Here is a 17638-nt window from a genome sequence, read left to right as displayed (position 1 = left end):
TTCAGTTGTCAGTCATAACGGCGTTTTTTTCACAAAAAAAATGACGCCGCTGCCGAAGCAACGGCGTCATTGATTACAATCAAACGCAATTATAAAAGGCTGTAAGTCACCGTCACGCCCGCCATGATGATCGCCACAATGCTCATCAATTTGATGAGAATGTTGAGACTTGGCCCGGAGGTATCTTTGAACGGATCGCCAACGGTATCGCCAATGACGGCGGCACGATGTGCGCGTGAGTTTTTACCGCCGTGATTGCCCGCTTCAATGTACTTTTTGGCGTTGTCCCACGCGCCACCGGAATTCGCCAAGAACACTGCCAACACGAAGCCGCTCGACATGCCGCCCACCAGCAGCCCGATCACGCCCGCCACGCCTAAAATCAAGCCGGTCAACACGGGCGCAATCACCGCAATCAACGCCGGAATCACCATCTCGCGCTGCGCTCCCAAGGTCGAAATCGCCACGCAGCGTTCATAATCCGGCTGCGAGGTGCCCTTGAGAATGCCCGGATCATCGCGGAATTGCCGCCGCACTTCTTCGACCATCAATAACGCCGCCCGTCCGACTGCCTGCACCGTCAACCCGCTGAACGCAAACGCGACCATCGCGCCAGTCAAAATGCCCACCAACACCGTCGGATTCAGCAAATTGATGTGGTAGTAGGTCATAAAATCAGTCAGCGTCGCCGTGTCGGTCGGAATGGTCGAACCATGCCCCAGCTCCAGCGTCGTGATGCCGATTTTGATCAGCTCCATCCGAATCACTTCGACGTAGGACGCAATCAGCGCCAGCGCCGTCAGCGCCGCCGAACCAATCGCAAACCCTTTGCCGGTCGCCGCCGTCGTGTTGCCGAGCGCATCCAGCGCATCGGTGCGTTCGCGCACTTCAGGCCCCAAGCCACTCATCTCCGCATTGCCGCCAGCGTTATCGGCAATTGGCCCGTAAGCATCGCTCGCCAGCGTGATGCCCAAGGTGGACAACATGCCGACCGCAGCAATGCCGACGCCGTACAGTCCTTGGTTCATCTGGTTGGGATCAAACCCGGAGGCAAACAAAAACGCCAGCAAGGTGCCCGCGCCAACGGTCAATACCGGAATCGCCGTTGACAACATCCCGACGCCAATCCCCGCGATCACCAGCGTCGCTGCGCCACCTTCGGCTTGACTGGCGATCTGGCGCGTCGGGGCGTAACTCGGCGAGGTGTAATATTCGGTTGAGCGTCCGATGATGACGCCGGCGATCAAACCCGCAATCACCGCGCCCCAAATGCCCCACGTATTCGGCATTCCCAATAAAAACAAGAAGATCAGCGACACCACAACGATCATCGCCGCGCTGCTGTTAATCCCGCGTCCGAGCGCATCGAGCAGTTGTTTTTGGTTAGCGCCTTCTTCTGTTTTGACCAAATACACGCCCAGAATCGACAACAAAATCCCCAGCCCCGCAATCACAATCGGCGCAACTACTGCCTTCATTTGCAACGCCGGATCGCCCATGTACGCCGCTGCGCCCAACGCGCTGGCAGCCAGAATTGAGCCAACGTAAGACTCAAATAAATCCGCGCCCATTCCTGCCACATCGCCGACGTTATCGCCCACGTTGTCCGCAATCACCGCCGGATTGCGTGGATCATCCTCCGGAATGCCGCTCTCAACCTTGCCCACCAAATCCGCGCCGACATCCGCCGCCTTGGTGAAAATACCGCCGCCAACGCGGGCAAACATCGCTTGCAATGACGCGCCCATGCCAAAGGTCAGCGTGGTCGTCGTGATTAAAACCATGCGATGGGTTTCACCCAGATCACCTACCGGAATCAACAGGTTAGCGAGAATGAACCAAAACACGACGTTGCCCAGCCCCAGCCCCACGACGACCAGCCCCATCACCGCGCCGCTGCGAAATGCAATCCGCAGCGCGTCTGGCAGCGACGTTTGTGCGGCTGATGCCGTGCGGGTGGAGGCCTTGGTAGCGGTTTGCATCCCGAAATAGCCCGCCAGCGCCGAGAAAAAACCGCCGCATAAAAACGTCACCGGCAGCCAAGTGCTCTGGACGTGGAGGTGATACGCCAGCACATAAAAAACCGCTGCGAGTGCGCCAAACACCACCAGCATGATTTTGTACTGTTGCCACAGATACGCCATCGCGCCACGGCTGACGTGACCACCGATTTCTTGCATCAGCGCGGTGCCCTGATCCTGCACCAGCATTTCTTGGTAAAACCGCCATGCGTAGACCAACGCCGCAACTGCGGCGATGGGCGCAATCCAAAAGACAAATTCATTCATAAACTCAATGACCTATTTCAAAATGAATCAGAAAAGAGCGTGCAGAATACCCGGCACTCATGCCAAACCAGTGACCTGCGCCGAGCGCCACCAGCCACGATATTGATTGTCCAACGCGGTGCGGTCGGGGAAGCGATAAAACGCAAAATCGTGTTGATCGCCGATATAAAACCCGCCCTGCACCATGCGATAAATCACGCCCTCATGTACTTGTTTTAATACCAGTTTGCTGGGTTTGCCCTGATTGTTTTTCAGCTCGCCGAGCACGTCGCGCAGGTGTTCCAGATTGTTGTAAGGCAAATCGCGTGCCGAGCCTTGCTCAGGATCATCGGCTAATTCACCGAGCTGCAATTGTGAAAACACGAGGCGCGGAACGTGAACGGGATTGGCGGGATTGGTGATGAAGTTGGAAAACTCATGCGGTTCCAAACTGCTGGCCACCATCGGCGTGATCGGGCAAAACTCTTGATAGAGATGGAGATGTGCGGCGGGATCGGGCTGATAGTCTGCCCGTTCCAGCGCCAGCGTTTTGCCGTCGCTGGTGACGAGATACAGATTGCCGAGCGCGGAGATCGGAATCCGCGATAACACGCGGTAAATCGACAGATACACCGAATTTTTCGGAGTGCCATCGGGCTTGGCGACGCAGCGTTCATCAATGAGATGAAACGGAAAATCGTCCGAGCGGAAGCTGGGATCGACCTCGAAAAACATCGCTTCGCCTTGAATGTGTACCTTGGTACCCACCGCGTAATAGCTGCCGAATTCTTCGGGGGTCAACATCGACGCAATGAGCGCCTGCGGAATTAAAGACAGGTAAAGATGCTTGTCGGCCATAAGAAACCTCTGAAATCACCTGAAAAGCGCCCGTGACACGGACGCGAGATTGCGGGAAAAGGTTCAATCTCGGCGGCGATTATCCGCGCAACTGGGGCGGGGTGCATCTAACGATCTGGCGGGGGATGGTGCGAGCGGCGGGAACATCGCGCCATCCTTGGCGCAGTCGGCATTCACGAGCGGAATGCCGCTTAAAACAACTGCTTAACGTGCTGGAGCCGACTGCGGTTGTGCCGGAGCTGGCATCTGCGGAGGCATCCCATAAGGTGCGGGATAAGGCATTGCACCGCCATAAGGAGCAGCACCGTAAGGCGCTGCGCCATAACCTGGCACCCCGTAACCACCGCCGTAAGGAGCGCCATAACCATAAGGTGCGCCATAGCCGTAGCCATCGTTGCCATAACCACGACCGTCGCCGTAGCCATAGCCGCGCCCATCGCCACGACCGTAGCCACGACCACTGCTGCGTCCGCTGCCGCCCATGCTCATGTTGAAATCACCGTTGCCGGTGCCGTCACCAAACATGTCGCCCATGCTGTCCATCATGCCGTTGCCGTTATTGCCATAGCCATTATTGCCATAGCCGTTGTTGCCACCCCACCATGCCTGCGCCGTCAACGAGACGGTAGATAAACCGATTACTGCCGCCAGACCAACAATCTTCATCGCTTTCATCATTAAAATCGCTCTCTATTTAGAAACTGTTGACAATCACGATGAATCTCGTGAGTTGCTGCCGTTACGCGGCGAGTCGAGTATAAGCGTTTATTTCGCAGCCGTGCAATCGCCTAAATTGCACCGAGATCAAGACTTTAGCCGAATAAACCACGCAACGGTTTAAGTGTCTGTATTCAATCAAAACTTTAATAAAAATTGCACTAATGCCGCATCAATCAATCAGCAATTAAGGGTATTCTTTAATCCGCGTCGATGCGACGCTGAGAAGGCACGCGGCGCTGGCCTATACTTGCAATTATTTCCGTCTAATGAACCAACGCACTCAGCCATGAGCTGCTTGTTTTAACAGCGATTTTTATCATTTCACGCCGATGCTGCCACCCATGCCAACTGTTTGGTCACTGTTAAAAACGCTGGGCGTACCGATCACACCGGACATCTGGCACCGTTTCTTTCAAATGCTGCGCGATCTCAACCGCTCCAACGTCGGCGGGATGGCGCGATGGCTCTTTATTCTTTTGATCGTGTTTATGTTTTCGATCAATGGCTTAAATGTGCTCAACAGCTACGTCAACCGCGATTTTATGACCGCGATTGAACATCAAAATATGGACGGATTTGTCGGTTATGCCCTGCTGTATATCGGCGTGATGGGCATCGCCACCGTCGTCGCCGTGCTCTATCGCTACGCCGAAGAGCGACTGGGCTTGTTGTGGCGCAAATGGCTGACCCAACAGGCAATTGATCGCTATCTCACCGACCGCACCTATTTTCGCCTTCACACCAGCGACAACCTGAGCAATCCCGACCAGCGCATCGCCGAAGACATCCGCGCCCTCACCGCCACCACGCTCTCGTTTACGCTGATGTTCCTCAACGCCACCTTCACCGTGATCGCCTTTTCCGGCGTGCTGTGGAGCATCAGCCCGCTCCTGTTTCTCGTCGCCGTCGCCTACGCCATTCTCGGCTCGCTGCTGGCGATTTATCTCGGCAAACCGCTGGTCAAACTCAATTATGACCAGCTCGACCGCGAAGCCAATTTCCGCTCCCGCCTCGTGCATGTGCGCGAAAACGCCGAATCCGTCGCCCTGCTGCGGCGCGAAGGACGCTTGAAAGCGCGACTCCGCGACCGCCTCAACGATCTCACCGACAACTTCCAGCACATCATTCAAATCAACCGCAATCTCGGCTTTTTCACCACCGGCTATAACTATTTGATTCAAATCATCCCCGCGCTGCTCGTCGCGCCGCTGTTCATTCGGGGACAAGCCGATTTCGGCGTCATCACCCAATCCGCCGTCGCCTTCGCCCATCTGCTCGGCGCGTTCTCACTCATCATCACCCAATTCCAATCCATCTCCGCCTATACCGCCGTCGTCGCTCGCCTCAACGCGCTGCGCGATGCCATGCACGAACCGCGTCCCGCGCAAGCGCCCAGCGTCGAATTCAACCCCGCTGGCGGCAGCATCGCCTTTGAAGACTTGACGCTGTATTCGCCCCGCGACGGCCGCCCGCTGGTGCAAAACCTCAGCGTGTCGATCACCGCCGGCGTGTGTTTGCTGGTACGCGCCACCAGCGAATCCACCGAAAAAGCGTTATTTCGTGCCACCGCCGATCTGTGGAATCAAGGCACGGGACGGATTCTGCACCCCGGTCACGATGAGATATTTTTCCTGCCCGAACGCCCGTATTTACCACCCGGCACCTTGCGCGAAGTGCTGCTGCGCACCGGACAAGAAAAGGGCGTCCCCGATTGGCAAATCTGCGCCAGCCTCGCTGCGCTCAATTTGCAGCACGCGCTGGTGAAAGCCGGCGGTCTCGATGTCGAACAAAACTGGAGCGATCTGCTGTCGCTGAGTGAACAGCAGCGGTTGGCATTTGCGCGAGTGCTGCTGGCAGCGCCGCAATTCGTCTTTTTAGACCATCCCAGCCGCAGCCTCAGCGAGTGCGCAGTGGGCGAATTGCTCAATCTGTTGCGGCTGCGCGACATCACCTATCTCACGCTCGGCGATGTTGGCGACGATCCGCGTTTTTACGACCGCTTGTTGACGATTGCCGACGATGGCAGTTGGCAGGTGCGACCGCCAGCGGATCGGCGCGTCGCGCAGCGCCCGGCGGTGGTGGCTGCTCCGGCGCGACGCAGTGGCGATTTTGTAGGCGAAACAGCAGGAGACCGCGATGAGCAGTTACCACTTTCCGGCTAATTTTTTGTGGGGGGCGGCGACCTCGGCATATCAAATCGAAGGCGATCCGCTCGCAGATGGTGCTGGCGCGAGTATCTGGCACCGTTTCGCCCACACGCCGGGGCGCGTCGCCAACGGCGATACCGGCGACCGCGCTTGCGGGCATTACCGGCGTTGGGCAGAAGATGTGGCGCTGCTGGCAGAATTGGGCATGACGGCATATCGCTTCAGCGTGGCGTGGGGGCGCGTGCTGCCAGACGGACGGGGCGCAGTGAATCAGCGCGGTTTGGATTTTTATCGGCGGCTGGTGGATGCGCTGGTGGAGCGCGGGATCACGCCCATGCTGACGCTGTATCACTGGGATTTGCCCGCTGCGTTGCAGGATCGCGGCGGCTGGCGCAATCCCGACAGTCCAGCGTGGTTTGCCGATTACGCGCAGGTGCTGTTTCACGCTTTGGATGATCGGGTGCCGCTGTGGGTGACGATCAACGAGCCGTGGGTGGTGACGATTCCGGGGCATGTGGACGGCGAGTTAGCGCCCGGGCTGCGCGATCTCGATGCTGCGCCGCGAGTGGCACATCATCTGTTGCTGGCGCATCTCGCCGCCGTCGCTGCGTATCGCGCCAGCGGTCGCCACCAGATCGGGATCGCTGTCAATTTAGAGCCGCAACATCCCGCCAGCGCCGCGCTCGCCGATCAGATGGCGGCGCAGCGACGCGATGCGTTTATCAATCGCTGGTTTCTTGATCTGCTGCTGCTGGGCAGTTATCCGCCAGAAATGGCGGAGATTTTCGGGGCGGCGTGGCCGGAAGAATTCACGCCAATCTCAAATCCCCCCAACCCCCCTTTTTCAAAGGGGGGCGAAAGCTCTCCAACTACTGATTTTATTGGCGTGAATTACTACTCACGCGGGCTGGTGCAGGCGGAGCCGACGGTGCGACCGCTCGGCGCTCGGCGCGTCAGTCCGGCAGCCGAGGTGCCAATCACGACGATGGGTTGGGAGGTGTATCCGGCAGGCTTGACGGCAACGTTGCTGTGGCTGCGCGAGCGTTACGGCGCTCTCCCGCTCTATATCACTGAAAACGGCGCAGCTTTTGCTGATCCGCCCGCTGCGCACGGTGTGATTGACGATGCGCAGCGGGTGGATTATCTGCGCTCGCATCTCCACGCTGCGGCGCTGGCGCTGGCGCAGGGTGTTGATTTACGCGGTTATTTTGCGTGGTCGTTGCTGGATAACTTTGAGTGGGCGCATGGTTACGCGCAGCGGTTTGGCTTGGTGCAGGTCGATCCGCTGACGTTGGTGCGGACGCCTAAACGCAGCGCCAGCGTGTACCGCGATGTAATTCGGCGCGGTGGGATATAACTGCTTGTTTATATTTTATTTAATGGAGATGCTGCCGTGTTGCCAAAACTGTTATTGCTGCCGTGCCTGACGGCGCTGGCGCTGACTACGCCGGGCTGTTTGATGACCATCACTGAACCGGCGCTGCGGGTCGATTACGAGGCACCGGTGGCGGTGGAATATCGCCCGCTGCTGTATGACGGCTTCGTCGTGTACTACGCCGATGATGGCATTCCGTATTACTTGCGCGGCGGGATGCGCCATTGGGTGCCGCATCATGCGCGGGCGCGTTATATCTCGCATTGGCGCAGTTATAAACCGGCATATCGTGATTGGTATCGCCAACATCGTCCTGACCGTCCGCAGCAGTGGCGCGGCGATGATCGGCGCAATGACCGTCCCCGTGACAACAATCGGCGCGATGATCGCCCGCGTCGTGATGACAGCAAACCTTGGTACCGCGACCGCAGTCGCTTTGGCGACAATCGCCCGGCTGATACGCAGTCACCGGTCGCAGCAATGCCACAATCACCAGATCAAGCGCCCGCGCCTTGGTATCGCAATCGTGACCGTGATCAAAATCGGCGCGATGACAACCGCCCGGTTGATACGCAGTCACCGGTCGCAGCAACGCCGCAATCACCAGATCAAGCGCCCGCGCCTTGGTATCGCAATCGTGACCGTGATCAAAATCGGCGCGATGACAATCGCCCGGCTGATACGCAGTCACCGGTCGCAGCAACGCCGCAATCACCAGATCAAGCGCCCGCGCCTTGGTATCGCAATCGGCGTGATGCGTCGCGCCCAGCTCAAGAATCGCAGCGCGAAATACCAGCGGCACTGCCGTCAGAACAGGTGGCGGTTAATTCGAGATCGCGTTCACCGTTTCCGCAGCAGCGCCAGCGCGTTGATTCTGAAATGCCAGAGCCAAGCGTCAGAACCGACCGCCGTGGTGAGCCAGAATTGAATGGAGCGATTGGGCAGCGGCAGCGCACTGAATCTGCTCCGCCGTCGTTGGGTGTCAGAACTGACCGACGTGGTGAGCCGGAGCCAGATAGTGCGATGGAGCGGCAGCGGCAAATGCAGGAACAGCAACGCCAGCGGACTGAGGTGCAACAAGCGCAGCGGACGGCGCAGCAACAGCAGCGCACTGAATCTGCTCCGTCGTCGTTGGGTGTCAGAACTGATCGGCGTGGTGAGCCGGAGCCAGAAGGTGCGATGGAGCGGCAGCGGCAAATGCAGGAACAGCAACGCCAGCGGACTGAGGCACAACAAGCGCAGCGGACGGCGCATCAACAGCAGCGCACTGAATCTGCTCCGCCGTCGTTGGGTGTCAGAACTGATCGGCGTGGTGAGCCGGAGCCAGATGGTGCGATGGAGCGGCAGCGGCAAATGCAGGAACAGCAACGCCAGCGGACTGAGGCACAACAAGCGCAGCGGACGGCGCATCAACAGCAGCGCACTGAATCTGCTCCGCCGTCGTCGGGTGTTAAAACTGATCGGCGTGGTGAGCCAGAACAGGCGACGAAAGCAAAACGTGGTGACACTTTGGATGAAGAACAAATACCGCCAGAATGAGCGCGTTTAATGTAAATACGGGAGTTATTTTATGAGTAATCAAATTCGGAACATTTTGGAAAATTTAGAGCAAGTTCGTGAGGACTTGTTATCGTTATCTGATGTTGTTTGGTTGAGTATTGACCACAACGATTCCGAAGCGTTGGAACAAGGTTTCGCCTTCAAAAAAGAATATAACGCCAAAGTCGCAGCGTTTGATCGTTTAGCAGAAGATTTATCAATTTTAGTGCAGCAGTTCACTGCAAGCGACACACTTTCGGCAATCGATCCCATGATTATCCCGAATAGTTCGCAAGTCATTAACGACTTAAAGCAGTACCAAACGATTAGCCTTGATGACGAGTGGACATTTAAGCGCCCTTATGGGGTTGAGATCGGCTCCCTAGCGCAAAATAAACTCAAAACTTGGCGACGCTTGTTTGAGTTTATTTGTCGTTATCTCGCACAACGTGATCCTGAGTTATTTGCAACGCTGCCTGACCACCCTAAATTTAAGACACGACGGGGCAACGTCAGTTTTAGTCGTAGCCCGCAAGATTTACGCAGCGCAAGTGCGTTGCCACTGGGCATTTATGTTGAGGTTAATGCGGCAGCCAATCACTTCCGCGATTATCTCAGAATCCTGTTTAAAATTTTCAATCTTGAGCGGCAGGAGCTGCGCATTTATTTACGCGCTGCAAAATCGTAAACCGCAGCGCATTCGCTAAACAGGGTTCAAAATGTTGGATTAAACCAAAAAACCCCGCCGCTGAAGGCGGGGCTGAATGGGCAGTTATTTTTCAGTCGTGTTTAACTGCGCCATGTGGATAATCTCAGGATCGGCTTTTAATTCATCAGCGGCATATCGTAAAGCTGCGCCATTTTGCTGAATCGCAACAATAACGAGCTTACGGTCAGCTTTTAATTTCGCAGTGGCATATTGCAAAGCCTCGCCATCTTGCTGAACCGCAGCAATAACGATCTTACGGTTAGCTTTTAATTTCGCAGCGGCATATTGCAAAGCACCGCTATTTTGCTGAACGGCGGCGAGAACAAGCTCACGATCGGCTTTCAATTCCTTCGCAGCATACATTAAAGCCAAACCTTCGCGCTGAACGGCAGTGAGGATGAAATCTCGATCGGCTTTCAATTCATCAGCCGCATATTTCCATGCCTTGTCATCTTGCTGAATCGCAGCGAAAACAATCTCACGATCGGCTTTCAATTCCTTCGCAGCATACATTAAAGCCAAACCTTCGCGCTGAACGGCAGTGAGAATGAAATCTCGATCGGCTTTCAATTTATCAGCAGCATATTTCAAAGCGCCGCCATATCTTTGAACAGCGGCGAGAACGATCTCACGATCGGCTTTCAATTCATCAGCGGCATATTCCAAAGCACTACCTTTTTGCTGAACAGCGGCGAGAACGATTTCGCGGTCGGCGGTTAATTCCGCAGTAGCATATCGCAAAGTCCAGCCATTTTTCTGAACCGCAGTAAGGATAATCTCACGGTCGGCGGTTAATTCCGCAGCGGCATATTGCAAAGTCCAGCCATTTTGTTGAACCGCAGCAAGGATGATCTCACGGTCAGCTTTTAATTCCGTAGCGGCATATTTCAAAGCCATGCCATCTTGCTGAACCGCAGCGAGAACGATCTCGCGGTCGGCTTTTAATTCCGTAGCGGTACATTGCAAAGTCCATTCATTTTGAACAGCGGCGAGAACGATCTCGCGGTCAGCTTTTAATTCCTCAGCGGCAAACTGTAAAACCCAGCAGCCATATTGCTGAACAGCGGCGAGAACGATTTCACGGTCGGCAGTTAATTCCTCAGCGGCAAACTGTAAAACTCTGCCATCTTGCTGAACCGCAGCGAGAACGATCTCACGATCAGCTTTTAATTCATCAGCGGCATATTCCAAAGCCCAGCCATCTTGCTGAACAGCGGCGAGAACGATTTCACGGTCGGCTTTTAATTCCGCAGCTGCATATTCCAAAGCACTGCCATCTTGCTGAACAGCGGCGAGAACGATCTCACGGTCAGCTTTTAATTCCTCAGCGGCATGTTGCAAAGCTCCGCCCTTTTGCTGAACTGCAGCGAGGACAAACTCACGGTCAGCTTTTAATTCCTTTAGTTCCTTTAGTTCCTTTAATTCCGCAGCGGCAAACTGTAAAGCCCCGAAATATTGCTGAACCGCAGCGAGAACGATTTCACGGTCGGCTTTTAATTCCGCAGCGGCATATTCCAAAGCACTGCCATCTTGCTGAACAGCGGCGAGAACGATTTCACGATCAGCTTTTAATTCATCAGCGGCATATTCCAAAGCCCGCCCCCATGTATCCTGCTGAACCGCTGCGAGCATAAATTCACGATCAGTTTTTAATTCCGCAGCGGCATATTTCAAGGCATAGCCTCGTTCCTGCACGGCAGCGAGAACAATCTCACGGTCAGATTTTAATTCCGCAGCGGCATATTCCAAAGCAGTGCCATCTTGCTGAACCGCAGCGAGAACGATCTCACGGTCAGCTTGTAATTCCGTAGTGATATAATTCAAAAAGCCGCCACGTTGCTGAACAGCGGCGAGAACGATCTCACGGTCAGCTTGTAATTCCGTAGCAGCACATTCCAAAGCCCCGCCATTTGCACGAGACCCTGCGCGTTGCTGAACCGCTGCGAGAACGAACTCACGGTCGGCTTTTAATTCCGCAGCGGCATATCCCAAAGCATTGCTAAATTGCTGAACCGCAGCAAGAACAATCTCACGGTCAGCTTTTAATTCCTTAGCGGCATATCCCAAAGCACCGCCATCTTGCTGAACCGCAGCGAGAACGATCTCACGGTCGGCTTTTAATTCCGTAGCGGCATATTCCAAAGCATATTTTTGCTGAACCGCAGCGAGAACGATCTCACGATCAGCTTTTAATTCCGCAGCCGCATGTTCCAAAGCATAGCCACGTTGCTGAACAGCGGCGAGAACGATCTCACGGTCAGCTTTTAATTCCGCAGCCGCATGTTCCAAAGCATAGCCACGTTGCTGAACAGCGGCGAGAACGATCTCACGGTCAGCTTTTAATTCCGTAGCGGCATATTTTAAATCTCCGCCATTTTGCCGAACTGCAACAAGGATAAATTCACGGTCAGTTTTTAAGCTACCAGCAGCATATTGCAAAGCTCTGCAATCTTTTTTAATGGCAGCGAGGACAATCTCACGGTCGGCTTTTAATTCCGCAGCGGCATATTGCAAAGTCCTGTAATCTTCTTTAATGGCAGCGAGCACGATCTCACGGTCAGATTTTAGTTCATCAGGGACATATTTCAAAAAAACTCCATTGCTCTTAATAATATCAAGGGCAATCTCGCGGTCAACTGTAGTGGCATATTGTAAAGCCCTGCTATCTTGCTGAACCGCAGCGAGCACGATTTCACGGTCGGCTTTTAATTCTACAGCAGCATACTTCAAAGCACTGCCCTTTTGCTTAACAGCAGCGAGCACGATTTCACGGTCAGCTTTTAATTCCGCAGCAGCACATTGCAAAATCCGGCCATCTTCCTGAATCGCAGCGAGAACAATCTCACGGTCGGCTTTTAATTCCGCAGTGACATGTTCCAAAGCCCAGCCATTTTTCTGAACCGCAGCAAGGACGCTCTTGCGGTCAGCTTGCAGTTCCTCAGCGTTTTTATCCTGATTAGAATCAGCATTCAACGCATCTTGCCCAGCGGATACTACTTTTTTTGAGCTCATAACAAGTTTCCGTTAACATTGATTTGACATTCTCCACGCCTTAAAGCGCATGGATATCGGCGGCTAGATGACGACACCCTGCCGCGAAAAATTATACTAAAAGTTGGATGGAGCAGTCTACACTTGACCATTAACCTGATGTAAAATAGCATCGTGCTGATGTTTGGAGCACTGAACGAGCACTAGAAAAAAGTTGCACCCTATTGTAGTTTAACCGCTGACTGATAACGTCAGCATTTTTCAAAACTGACTGAAGGAGTATATCAATGAGTGAAACTTGCCATAACACACTTGAAGTAGACGGCGATAGCGACAAGGTATCTCAATTTTTCGCTTTTACGAATGCGCTTGCAGATATTGGTCGTTGTTTCCGAGATTTAGAAGACAACAGCAATGGAGATGCGGAATGTGACTGGCCATGCGATTCCCAAGGTCCATGGATTGATAGCTTTTCTACCGAAGGAGACAGTATTTTATGGGAATCGAGGAATTACCCATCACTATGGACTGTATATGAACTCTCAAAACAGTTTCCAAATTTGAGATTTATTCTTGAGTTTGAGAGTATAGCATTGGGAACATCTGGCAAGGTTAAAATGCGGGATGGCGCTATTTTAAAACAGCGTTCCGTCAATACTAACCTCAACGCTCTTGAGTATTTATTGGAATATCATGGCGCTGAGATAATGCGCCTTGAATTGGGAGAAGGAACAAGGTTTGGCTGCGGCGACGTTGATGTTATGTGTACTGAAGCCGAAGAGACGGAAACTGAAATAATCAGGAAATTTGACCTTGAATTCCAATGTGACGAATCTCCTGAGATCGTTATTCGCATCTCAAAAGAAGATGGAAAGACTTTTGATGACATACTCAATGACATAGAAGATGAAGGGTGGGACATTTGTGATGCTACTGTTGAGTATTCTGATGATGAGGGTAATGAAAATATAGAAGACAATGGATGTCATGGAGAAATGAGAATACATGTGGACGATATGGATGAAGGCGACGACGATGAAGATGAAGACGATGATGATTGATTTTTAGCCCAAATAAAATCAACGCTTCCTGATTTAAGAAGTGACGCAGTTGGTTTTATTAATTATTTCACTCCAGCGCGTCCAATGCGCTGGAGTGATTCATGTCTGTGTGACAACAAATGTGAATCAAACAGATACAGTTAGCCAGCCGCTTGAGACAACATCACCAGCCGCGAGTGTGATTTGCGGTCATGCCATGCCAAACCATCACGGTCAAACAGACTCCACCACAGCCCCAATCCCGCTGGCAGCAGACTGAGCAGCGCCCAATCAAAGCGCGTCAACGCACTGCCAAAGGTCAGGTTATTGCCGTCGTCTTGAATCACGCGAAACCGCCACGCCCGCATCCCCAACGTTTGTCCGCCCCGCGCCCAAAAGTAGACGTAGAATGCCGCCACCACTGCGAGCAAATAGAGCCGCAGCAGGGTGAGCGGTACGCTGGTCGCATAAATTGGCGTATGCGTGATCATTTCATACGGAATGGTGACTAGCGCCGTTGCCAGCATCAAAATTCCGAGCAGTAACAGACTGTCGTATAGCATCGCGCCGAGGCGACGAAACAAGGAAGGTTGTTGCGCACGAGTAATATCGAATTCCATATTGGCAGTGACCGAATGGGTTAATGATTGAATGCTTCGGAAGGAAGCTGTGAAGTTAAAACGCCTCACTATTAAACCACTTTTATTCCAGTTATTGCGACGGGTACCCATGCCCTGGATTGCGATTCTGGTCGGCTTGATCGCCGGTCTCGCGGTATGGAGCATTCTCGATCAGATTCAAAGTTTCCAAGTTGATAAAATTTTCCGGCAAGAATTGCGGGTACAACTGGAGCTGCGGGCACAAGAAAGCCTGATTCGTTTTGAGCGTCATCTCGCCAGCTATAGCGGTTTAACGCAATTATTAGCCAATCATCGCCGCCTGTCCGTCTATTTAGAAACCCATCCGCTCTCACCCACCCCGCCAATCGTGTACAGCGCCGCCCGTCCGCTATGGCTGCCAGATTTTTTTGAACGCGCCGCGCTGAGTTTACCCACCCATCTTGTATTGACCGATTTACACGGGCAGGTGCGCGAAATTTTCCAAACTGGCACCACTCCGCTATTCGATGCAAGCGTCACTCAAATCACCGCATCTTGGCTCACCCATGCCGCCATGATTGAACGCATCAATGATCGTTTTTATGTGATCAATAGCGCCATCATTGAAGACATGAATAGCCAACCGCTCGGTTATTTATTGCTGTTAGTGTCAATTGATGACGCCTTTTTGCGCGTCTCACAACACGGACTCGACGTAGAACGGGCAGCGGTAGCATTAGTTGATGCTGCCGATCAACGATTAGTTGCCAGCATTGACTCCAGCGTTTTGCCACCCGGCAGCCCGTTATTGCATTGGAATGGCAACTACATGATTACCACCCAAGCGTTGCCGGAATACGCAGGCGGCGCAGCGCATCCTTTATTTGCAACCTTCATTCCGCGCAGCGTGGTGGAAAAGATGTCGCGGCATGTGCGTATTTTTGAACGCCGCCAACGCTTAATCGCAGCATTGGTTTTTGTGTGCGTCTTTACGGCAGTGATTTATCTCGTTTCAGCGCGGTTGAATAAAGTATTAAAACGCATGACACGCTTTTCGCAGCGGGCATTAGGCATTGCCGAACCGGGCTTTGATCGAGACGGCAATCAATTACTGCTATTAGAAGATTGGATCCGTCATTTCACTCAATTAGTGTTAATTGCGCGAGAAGAAACCAATCGCAAACATCAAGCGGCAATGCGCGAAAGTGAAGCACTGAAAGCCGCAATGATGGAAGCCTCACTGGATGCGTTGGTCACATTAGATCGTGATGGAAAAATGATTGAATTTAACTCCGCCGCAGAACGTGTTTTTGCGCGAAGTCGGCAAGACTCTTTGGGTTTATCTTTTGCAGAACATTGTTTGCCAGATATTGCGCGGGCTGCATTCAAACGCTTATTAGATCGCTCACATCATTTGCATCGTGAACCGCAAGAACGGTGCGAATTATTAGCCAGACGCGCCACTGGTACAGAGCGTCCGGTTGAAATTTCAATTGCGTTAATTGAATTAGAAGATGAGCGGTTTTATACCCTTTATATTCACGACATCACCAGCCGCAAACAGGCAGAACAAGAGATTAAAAGTCTAGCGCGGCTCGCCAGCGAAAGCCCCACGCCAATTATGCGCGTCACCGCCGACGGGTTAATTGTGTATGCCAATAATGCCAGTCGTCCGTTGTTACTGGCATGGCAACAATTAGATGCTGGTGAATACTTGCCGGTAGAATGGTGCGACACCTTGGCGCACGCATTAACCGCCGGGCAGCCGTTAGAACATGAATTTGAAGTGAATGGTCAACTCTATTCGTTATTATTTGCGCCAATTCGTGATCTTGGCTATGTGAATTTATATGCGCGGGACATTACCGCCGTGCGACGCGCCGAACAGGAATCGCGGCAACATCAAGCGGAATTAGTGCATGTGTGTCGTTTAAGTACGCTGGGTGAAATTGCAACCGGAATGGCGCATGAATTGAATCAACCGCTCGCCGCAATTGTGAATTATGCCAACGGTTGCAGTCGGCGTTTGCATAATAGTTCTGCGCAACCGGCAGAATTGATGACGGCAATGGGACATATTACTGCACAAGCGCAGCGAGCGAGTGAGATTATTCGGCGGTTGCGGGCATTAGTGGGAAAACAGCCGCCAATTCGGGCGCAAGTTGATTTGAATCATTTAGTGCGCGAAGTCTGCGCATTTTTAGAATTTGATACCAATCGGTTAGGCGTAGAAATTCGCTTGGATTTGTGCAAAGTTGATTGTATTCCGGTGCGGGTTGATTTAGTGCAAATTGAACAGGTGTTGCTGAATGTGATGAGCAATGCGTTGGATGCGTTGGAATCACAGCCAGAATCACAGCGCCAGCTCTGTATTACCACAGAAATTCGCGCTACTGAAGCGTGGGTATTGATTGAAGACACCGGTCCCGGCATTGCGCCCGCGCAATTAGGAGAATTGTTTAATCCGTTCGTGACCACGAAAGAAAATGGTATGGGTATGGGATTGGCAATCAGTCAAACCATTATTGAAAATCACGAGGGGCGTATTTGGGCAGAATCAGAATTGGGGCACGGTGCAGCGTTTTATGTGGCGCTGCCGTTGGCAGCATTTCATAACGATTAACGATTTCTTGTCAGATACTCATGCGCCTCACTGCATTTGAACAACACACAATCCGCCACATCATCACTGCAATTGATCCCGATGCAGTCGTGTATTTGTTTGGTTCCCGCGTTGATGTGCAAGCACGCGGCGGCGATATTAACTTATTTGTACTATCAAAACGCATCGACTTAATGGCAAAATTAGATATTCTAGCGCAGTTGCATTTAATACTCGGCGAGCAGAAAATTGATTTAATTATCGCGCCAGAGATGACGCAACCAATCGCCCGCATCGCCGTGAAAACTGGAGTGCAGTTATGAGCGTAGATAAAATTGATCTATTGCGTGAGGGAATCATCAACCTTGAATTGGCTGCAACCCATTTGCAGTATTCATTAACGCGCTCGCAGCAACTCATTGAATGCACAACGTGGTCATTGGAAGAACTCGAACGCTTGGAATCGCTCACCAGTCGTTTTGCCCGTCTTGCCGATGTGTTGATACAACGGGTGCTGCGGTTAATTGATGATTTGGAATTAACGCCGCAAGGCAGTATTTTAGATCGTATTCAGCGGGCAGAAAAACGCGGTTGGGTGACGGAAGCACGGCAGTTAGTGCGCATTCGTGAATTGCGCAATTTGATTGCTCACGAATACGCCAGCGCCAAGATGCCAGACATTTATCGCGCAGTTGCGGCGCTCACTCCGCTATTATTAGCAGTCATTCCACAAGTGATGACGTATAGTGACGAATTGATTTACCGTTATCAATCTGCGCTTTAGTAAGGCT

The 17638-nt window shown here is 52.8% G+C and carries 13 protein-coding genes; 8 read left to right on the top strand and 5 right to left on the bottom strand.

Features of this window, described 5'->3' with window-relative positions:
• Positions 1–89: 89 nt before the first annotated feature.
• The 3 genes from CKO12_RS03075 to CKO12_RS03065 all read right to left on the bottom strand — a co-directional run bounded on the left by CKO12_RS03075 (position 90) and on the right by CKO12_RS03065 (position 3791).
• Positions 90–2288 (bottom strand): sodium-translocating pyrophosphatase, encoded by a 2199-nt coding sequence (locus CKO12_RS03075; protein WP_200153268.1) that lies wholly within the window; start codon positions 2286–2288, stop codon positions 90–92.
• Positions 2289–2345: 57 nt separating this feature from the next.
• A complete protein-coding gene (locus CKO12_RS03070) occupies positions 2346–3125 on the bottom strand; it encodes a hypothetical protein (protein WP_200153267.1) in 780 nt (259 codons plus the stop codon).
• Between the two features lie 204 nt (positions 3126–3329).
• A complete protein-coding gene (locus CKO12_RS03065) occupies positions 3330–3791 on the bottom strand; it encodes a sulfur globule family protein (protein ID WP_420826823.1) in 462 nt (153 codons plus the stop codon).
• Between the two features lie 395 nt (positions 3792–4186).
• Here CKO12_RS03065 and CKO12_RS03060 point away from each other — a divergent pair, with 395 nt between their 5' ends.
• Genes CKO12_RS03060 through CKO12_RS03045 form a run of 4 tightly spaced genes read left to right on the top strand, consistent with a single transcriptional unit; the run spans position 4187 to position 9594 of the window.
• Positions 4187–6007: an ABC transporter ATP-binding protein/permease gene (locus CKO12_RS03060; protein WP_200153306.1), complete on the top strand. Its 1821-nt coding sequence runs from the start codon at positions 4187–4189 to the stop codon at positions 6005–6007.
• A complete protein-coding gene (locus CKO12_RS03055; RefSeq protein WP_200153265.1) occupies positions 5982–7349 on the top strand; it encodes a GH1 family beta-glucosidase in 1368 nt (455 codons plus the stop codon). The genes CKO12_RS03060 and CKO12_RS03055 overlap by 26 nt, the downstream gene beginning before the upstream one ends.
• 36 nt (positions 7350–7385) lie before the next feature.
• The gene (locus CKO12_RS03050; RefSeq protein ID WP_200153264.1) at positions 7386–8906 is read left to right on the top strand and encodes a hypothetical protein; all 1521 of its coding nucleotides are present in this window, start codon (positions 7386–7388) and stop codon (positions 8904–8906) included.
• A gap of 31 nt (positions 8907–8937) precedes the next feature.
• Entirely contained in the window at positions 8938–9594 is a 657-nt protein-coding gene (locus CKO12_RS03045) for a hypothetical protein (protein ID WP_200153263.1), read from the top strand.
• A gap of 84 nt (positions 9595–9678) precedes the next feature.
• Here the strand turns inward: CKO12_RS03045 and CKO12_RS03040 are convergent, their stop codons facing one another.
• Positions 9679–12627, bottom strand: a complete 2949-nt coding sequence (locus CKO12_RS03040) for a DUF4116 domain-containing protein (protein WP_200153262.1) — start codon at positions 12625–12627, stop codon at positions 9679–9681.
• A 266-nt stretch (positions 12628–12893) separates the two neighbouring features.
• Between CKO12_RS03040 and CKO12_RS03035 the strand changes: the two genes are divergently transcribed.
• Entirely contained in the window at positions 12894–13667 is a 774-nt protein-coding gene (locus CKO12_RS03035; RefSeq protein WP_200153261.1) for a hypothetical protein, read from the top strand.
• 140 nt (positions 13668–13807) lie between these two features.
• On the opposite strand, the gene CKO12_RS03030 is transcribed toward CKO12_RS03035, so the two are convergent.
• Positions 13808–14377, bottom strand: a complete 570-nt coding sequence (locus CKO12_RS03030) for an RDD family protein (RefSeq protein WP_338032683.1) — start codon at positions 14375–14377, stop codon at positions 13808–13810.
• Here CKO12_RS03030 and CKO12_RS03025 point away from each other — a divergent pair.
• Genes CKO12_RS03025 through CKO12_RS03015 form a run of 3 tightly spaced genes read left to right on the top strand, consistent with a single transcriptional unit; the run spans position 14376 to position 17631 of the window.
• Positions 14376–16868 carry a PAS domain-containing sensor histidine kinase gene (locus CKO12_RS03025; RefSeq protein ID WP_200153259.1) on the top strand — a complete coding sequence of 831 codons (2493 nt, stop codon included), beginning with the start codon at positions 14376–14378 and terminating at the stop codon, positions 16866–16868. The two genes, CKO12_RS03030 and CKO12_RS03025, sit on opposite strands and share 2 nt — an antisense overlap.
• Before the next feature lie 20 nt (positions 16869–16888).
• The gene (locus CKO12_RS03020) at positions 16889–17170 is read left to right on the top strand and encodes a nucleotidyltransferase domain-containing protein (protein ID WP_200153258.1); all 282 of its coding nucleotides are present in this window, start codon (positions 16889–16891) and stop codon (positions 17168–17170) included.
• On the top strand, positions 17167–17631 hold the full coding sequence (locus CKO12_RS03015) for a HepT-like ribonuclease domain-containing protein (RefSeq protein ID WP_200153257.1): 465 nt from the start codon (positions 17167–17169) through the stop codon (positions 17629–17631). The genes CKO12_RS03020 and CKO12_RS03015 overlap by 4 nt, the downstream gene beginning before the upstream one ends.
• Positions 17632–17638: the final 7 nt, after the last annotated feature.

This window comes from Chromatium okenii (assembly GCF_016583745.1).
In the GTDB taxonomy this organism is placed as follows: Bacteria; Pseudomonadota; Gammaproteobacteria; order Chromatiales; family Chromatiaceae; genus Chromatium; species Chromatium okenii.
This window is presented reverse-complemented; position numbering and strand designations above follow the sequence as displayed.

What these genes read in the sequence shown, in the direction of transcription:
- CKO12_RS03075 (WP_200153268.1), bottom strand. Translation starts at nt 2,288, where the DNA reads ATGAATGAATTTGTCTTTTGGATTGCGCCCATCGCCGCAGTTGCGGCG.
- CKO12_RS03070 (WP_200153267.1), bottom strand. Translation starts at nt 3,125, where the DNA reads ATGGCCGACAAGCATCTTTACCTGTCTTTAATTCCGCAGGCGCTCATT.
- CKO12_RS03065 (WP_420826823.1), bottom strand. Translation starts at nt 3,791, where the DNA reads ATGAAGATTGTTGGTCTGGCGGCAGTAATCGGTTTATCTACCGTCTCG.
- CKO12_RS03060 (WP_200153306.1), top strand. Translation starts at nt 4,187, where the DNA reads ATGCCAACTGTTTGGTCACTGTTAAAAACGCTGGGCGTACCGATCACA.
- CKO12_RS03055 (WP_200153265.1), top strand. Translation starts at nt 5,982, where the DNA reads ATGAGCAGTTACCACTTTCCGGCTAATTTTTTGTGGGGGGCGGCGACC.
- CKO12_RS03045 (WP_200153263.1), top strand. Translation starts at nt 8,938, where the DNA reads ATGAGTAATCAAATTCGGAACATTTTGGAAAATTTAGAGCAAGTTCGT.
- CKO12_RS03040 (WP_200153262.1), bottom strand. Translation starts at nt 12,627, where the DNA reads ATGAGCTCAAAAAAAGTAGTATCCGCTGGGCAAGATGCGTTGAATGCT.
- CKO12_RS03035 (WP_200153261.1), top strand. Translation starts at nt 12,894, where the DNA reads ATGAGTGAAACTTGCCATAACACACTTGAAGTAGACGGCGATAGCGAC.
- CKO12_RS03025 (WP_200153259.1), top strand. Translation starts at nt 14,376, where the DNA reads ATGCCCTGGATTGCGATTCTGGTCGGCTTGATCGCCGGTCTCGCGGTA.
- CKO12_RS03030 (WP_338032683.1), bottom strand. Translation starts at nt 14,377, where the DNA reads ATGGGTACCCGTCGCAATAACTGGAATAAAAGTGGTTTAATAGTGAGG.
- CKO12_RS03020 (WP_200153258.1), top strand. Translation starts at nt 16,889, where the DNA reads ATGCGCCTCACTGCATTTGAACAACACACAATCCGCCACATCATCACT.
- CKO12_RS03015 (WP_200153257.1), top strand. Translation starts at nt 17,167, where the DNA reads ATGAGCGTAGATAAAATTGATCTATTGCGTGAGGGAATCATCAACCTT.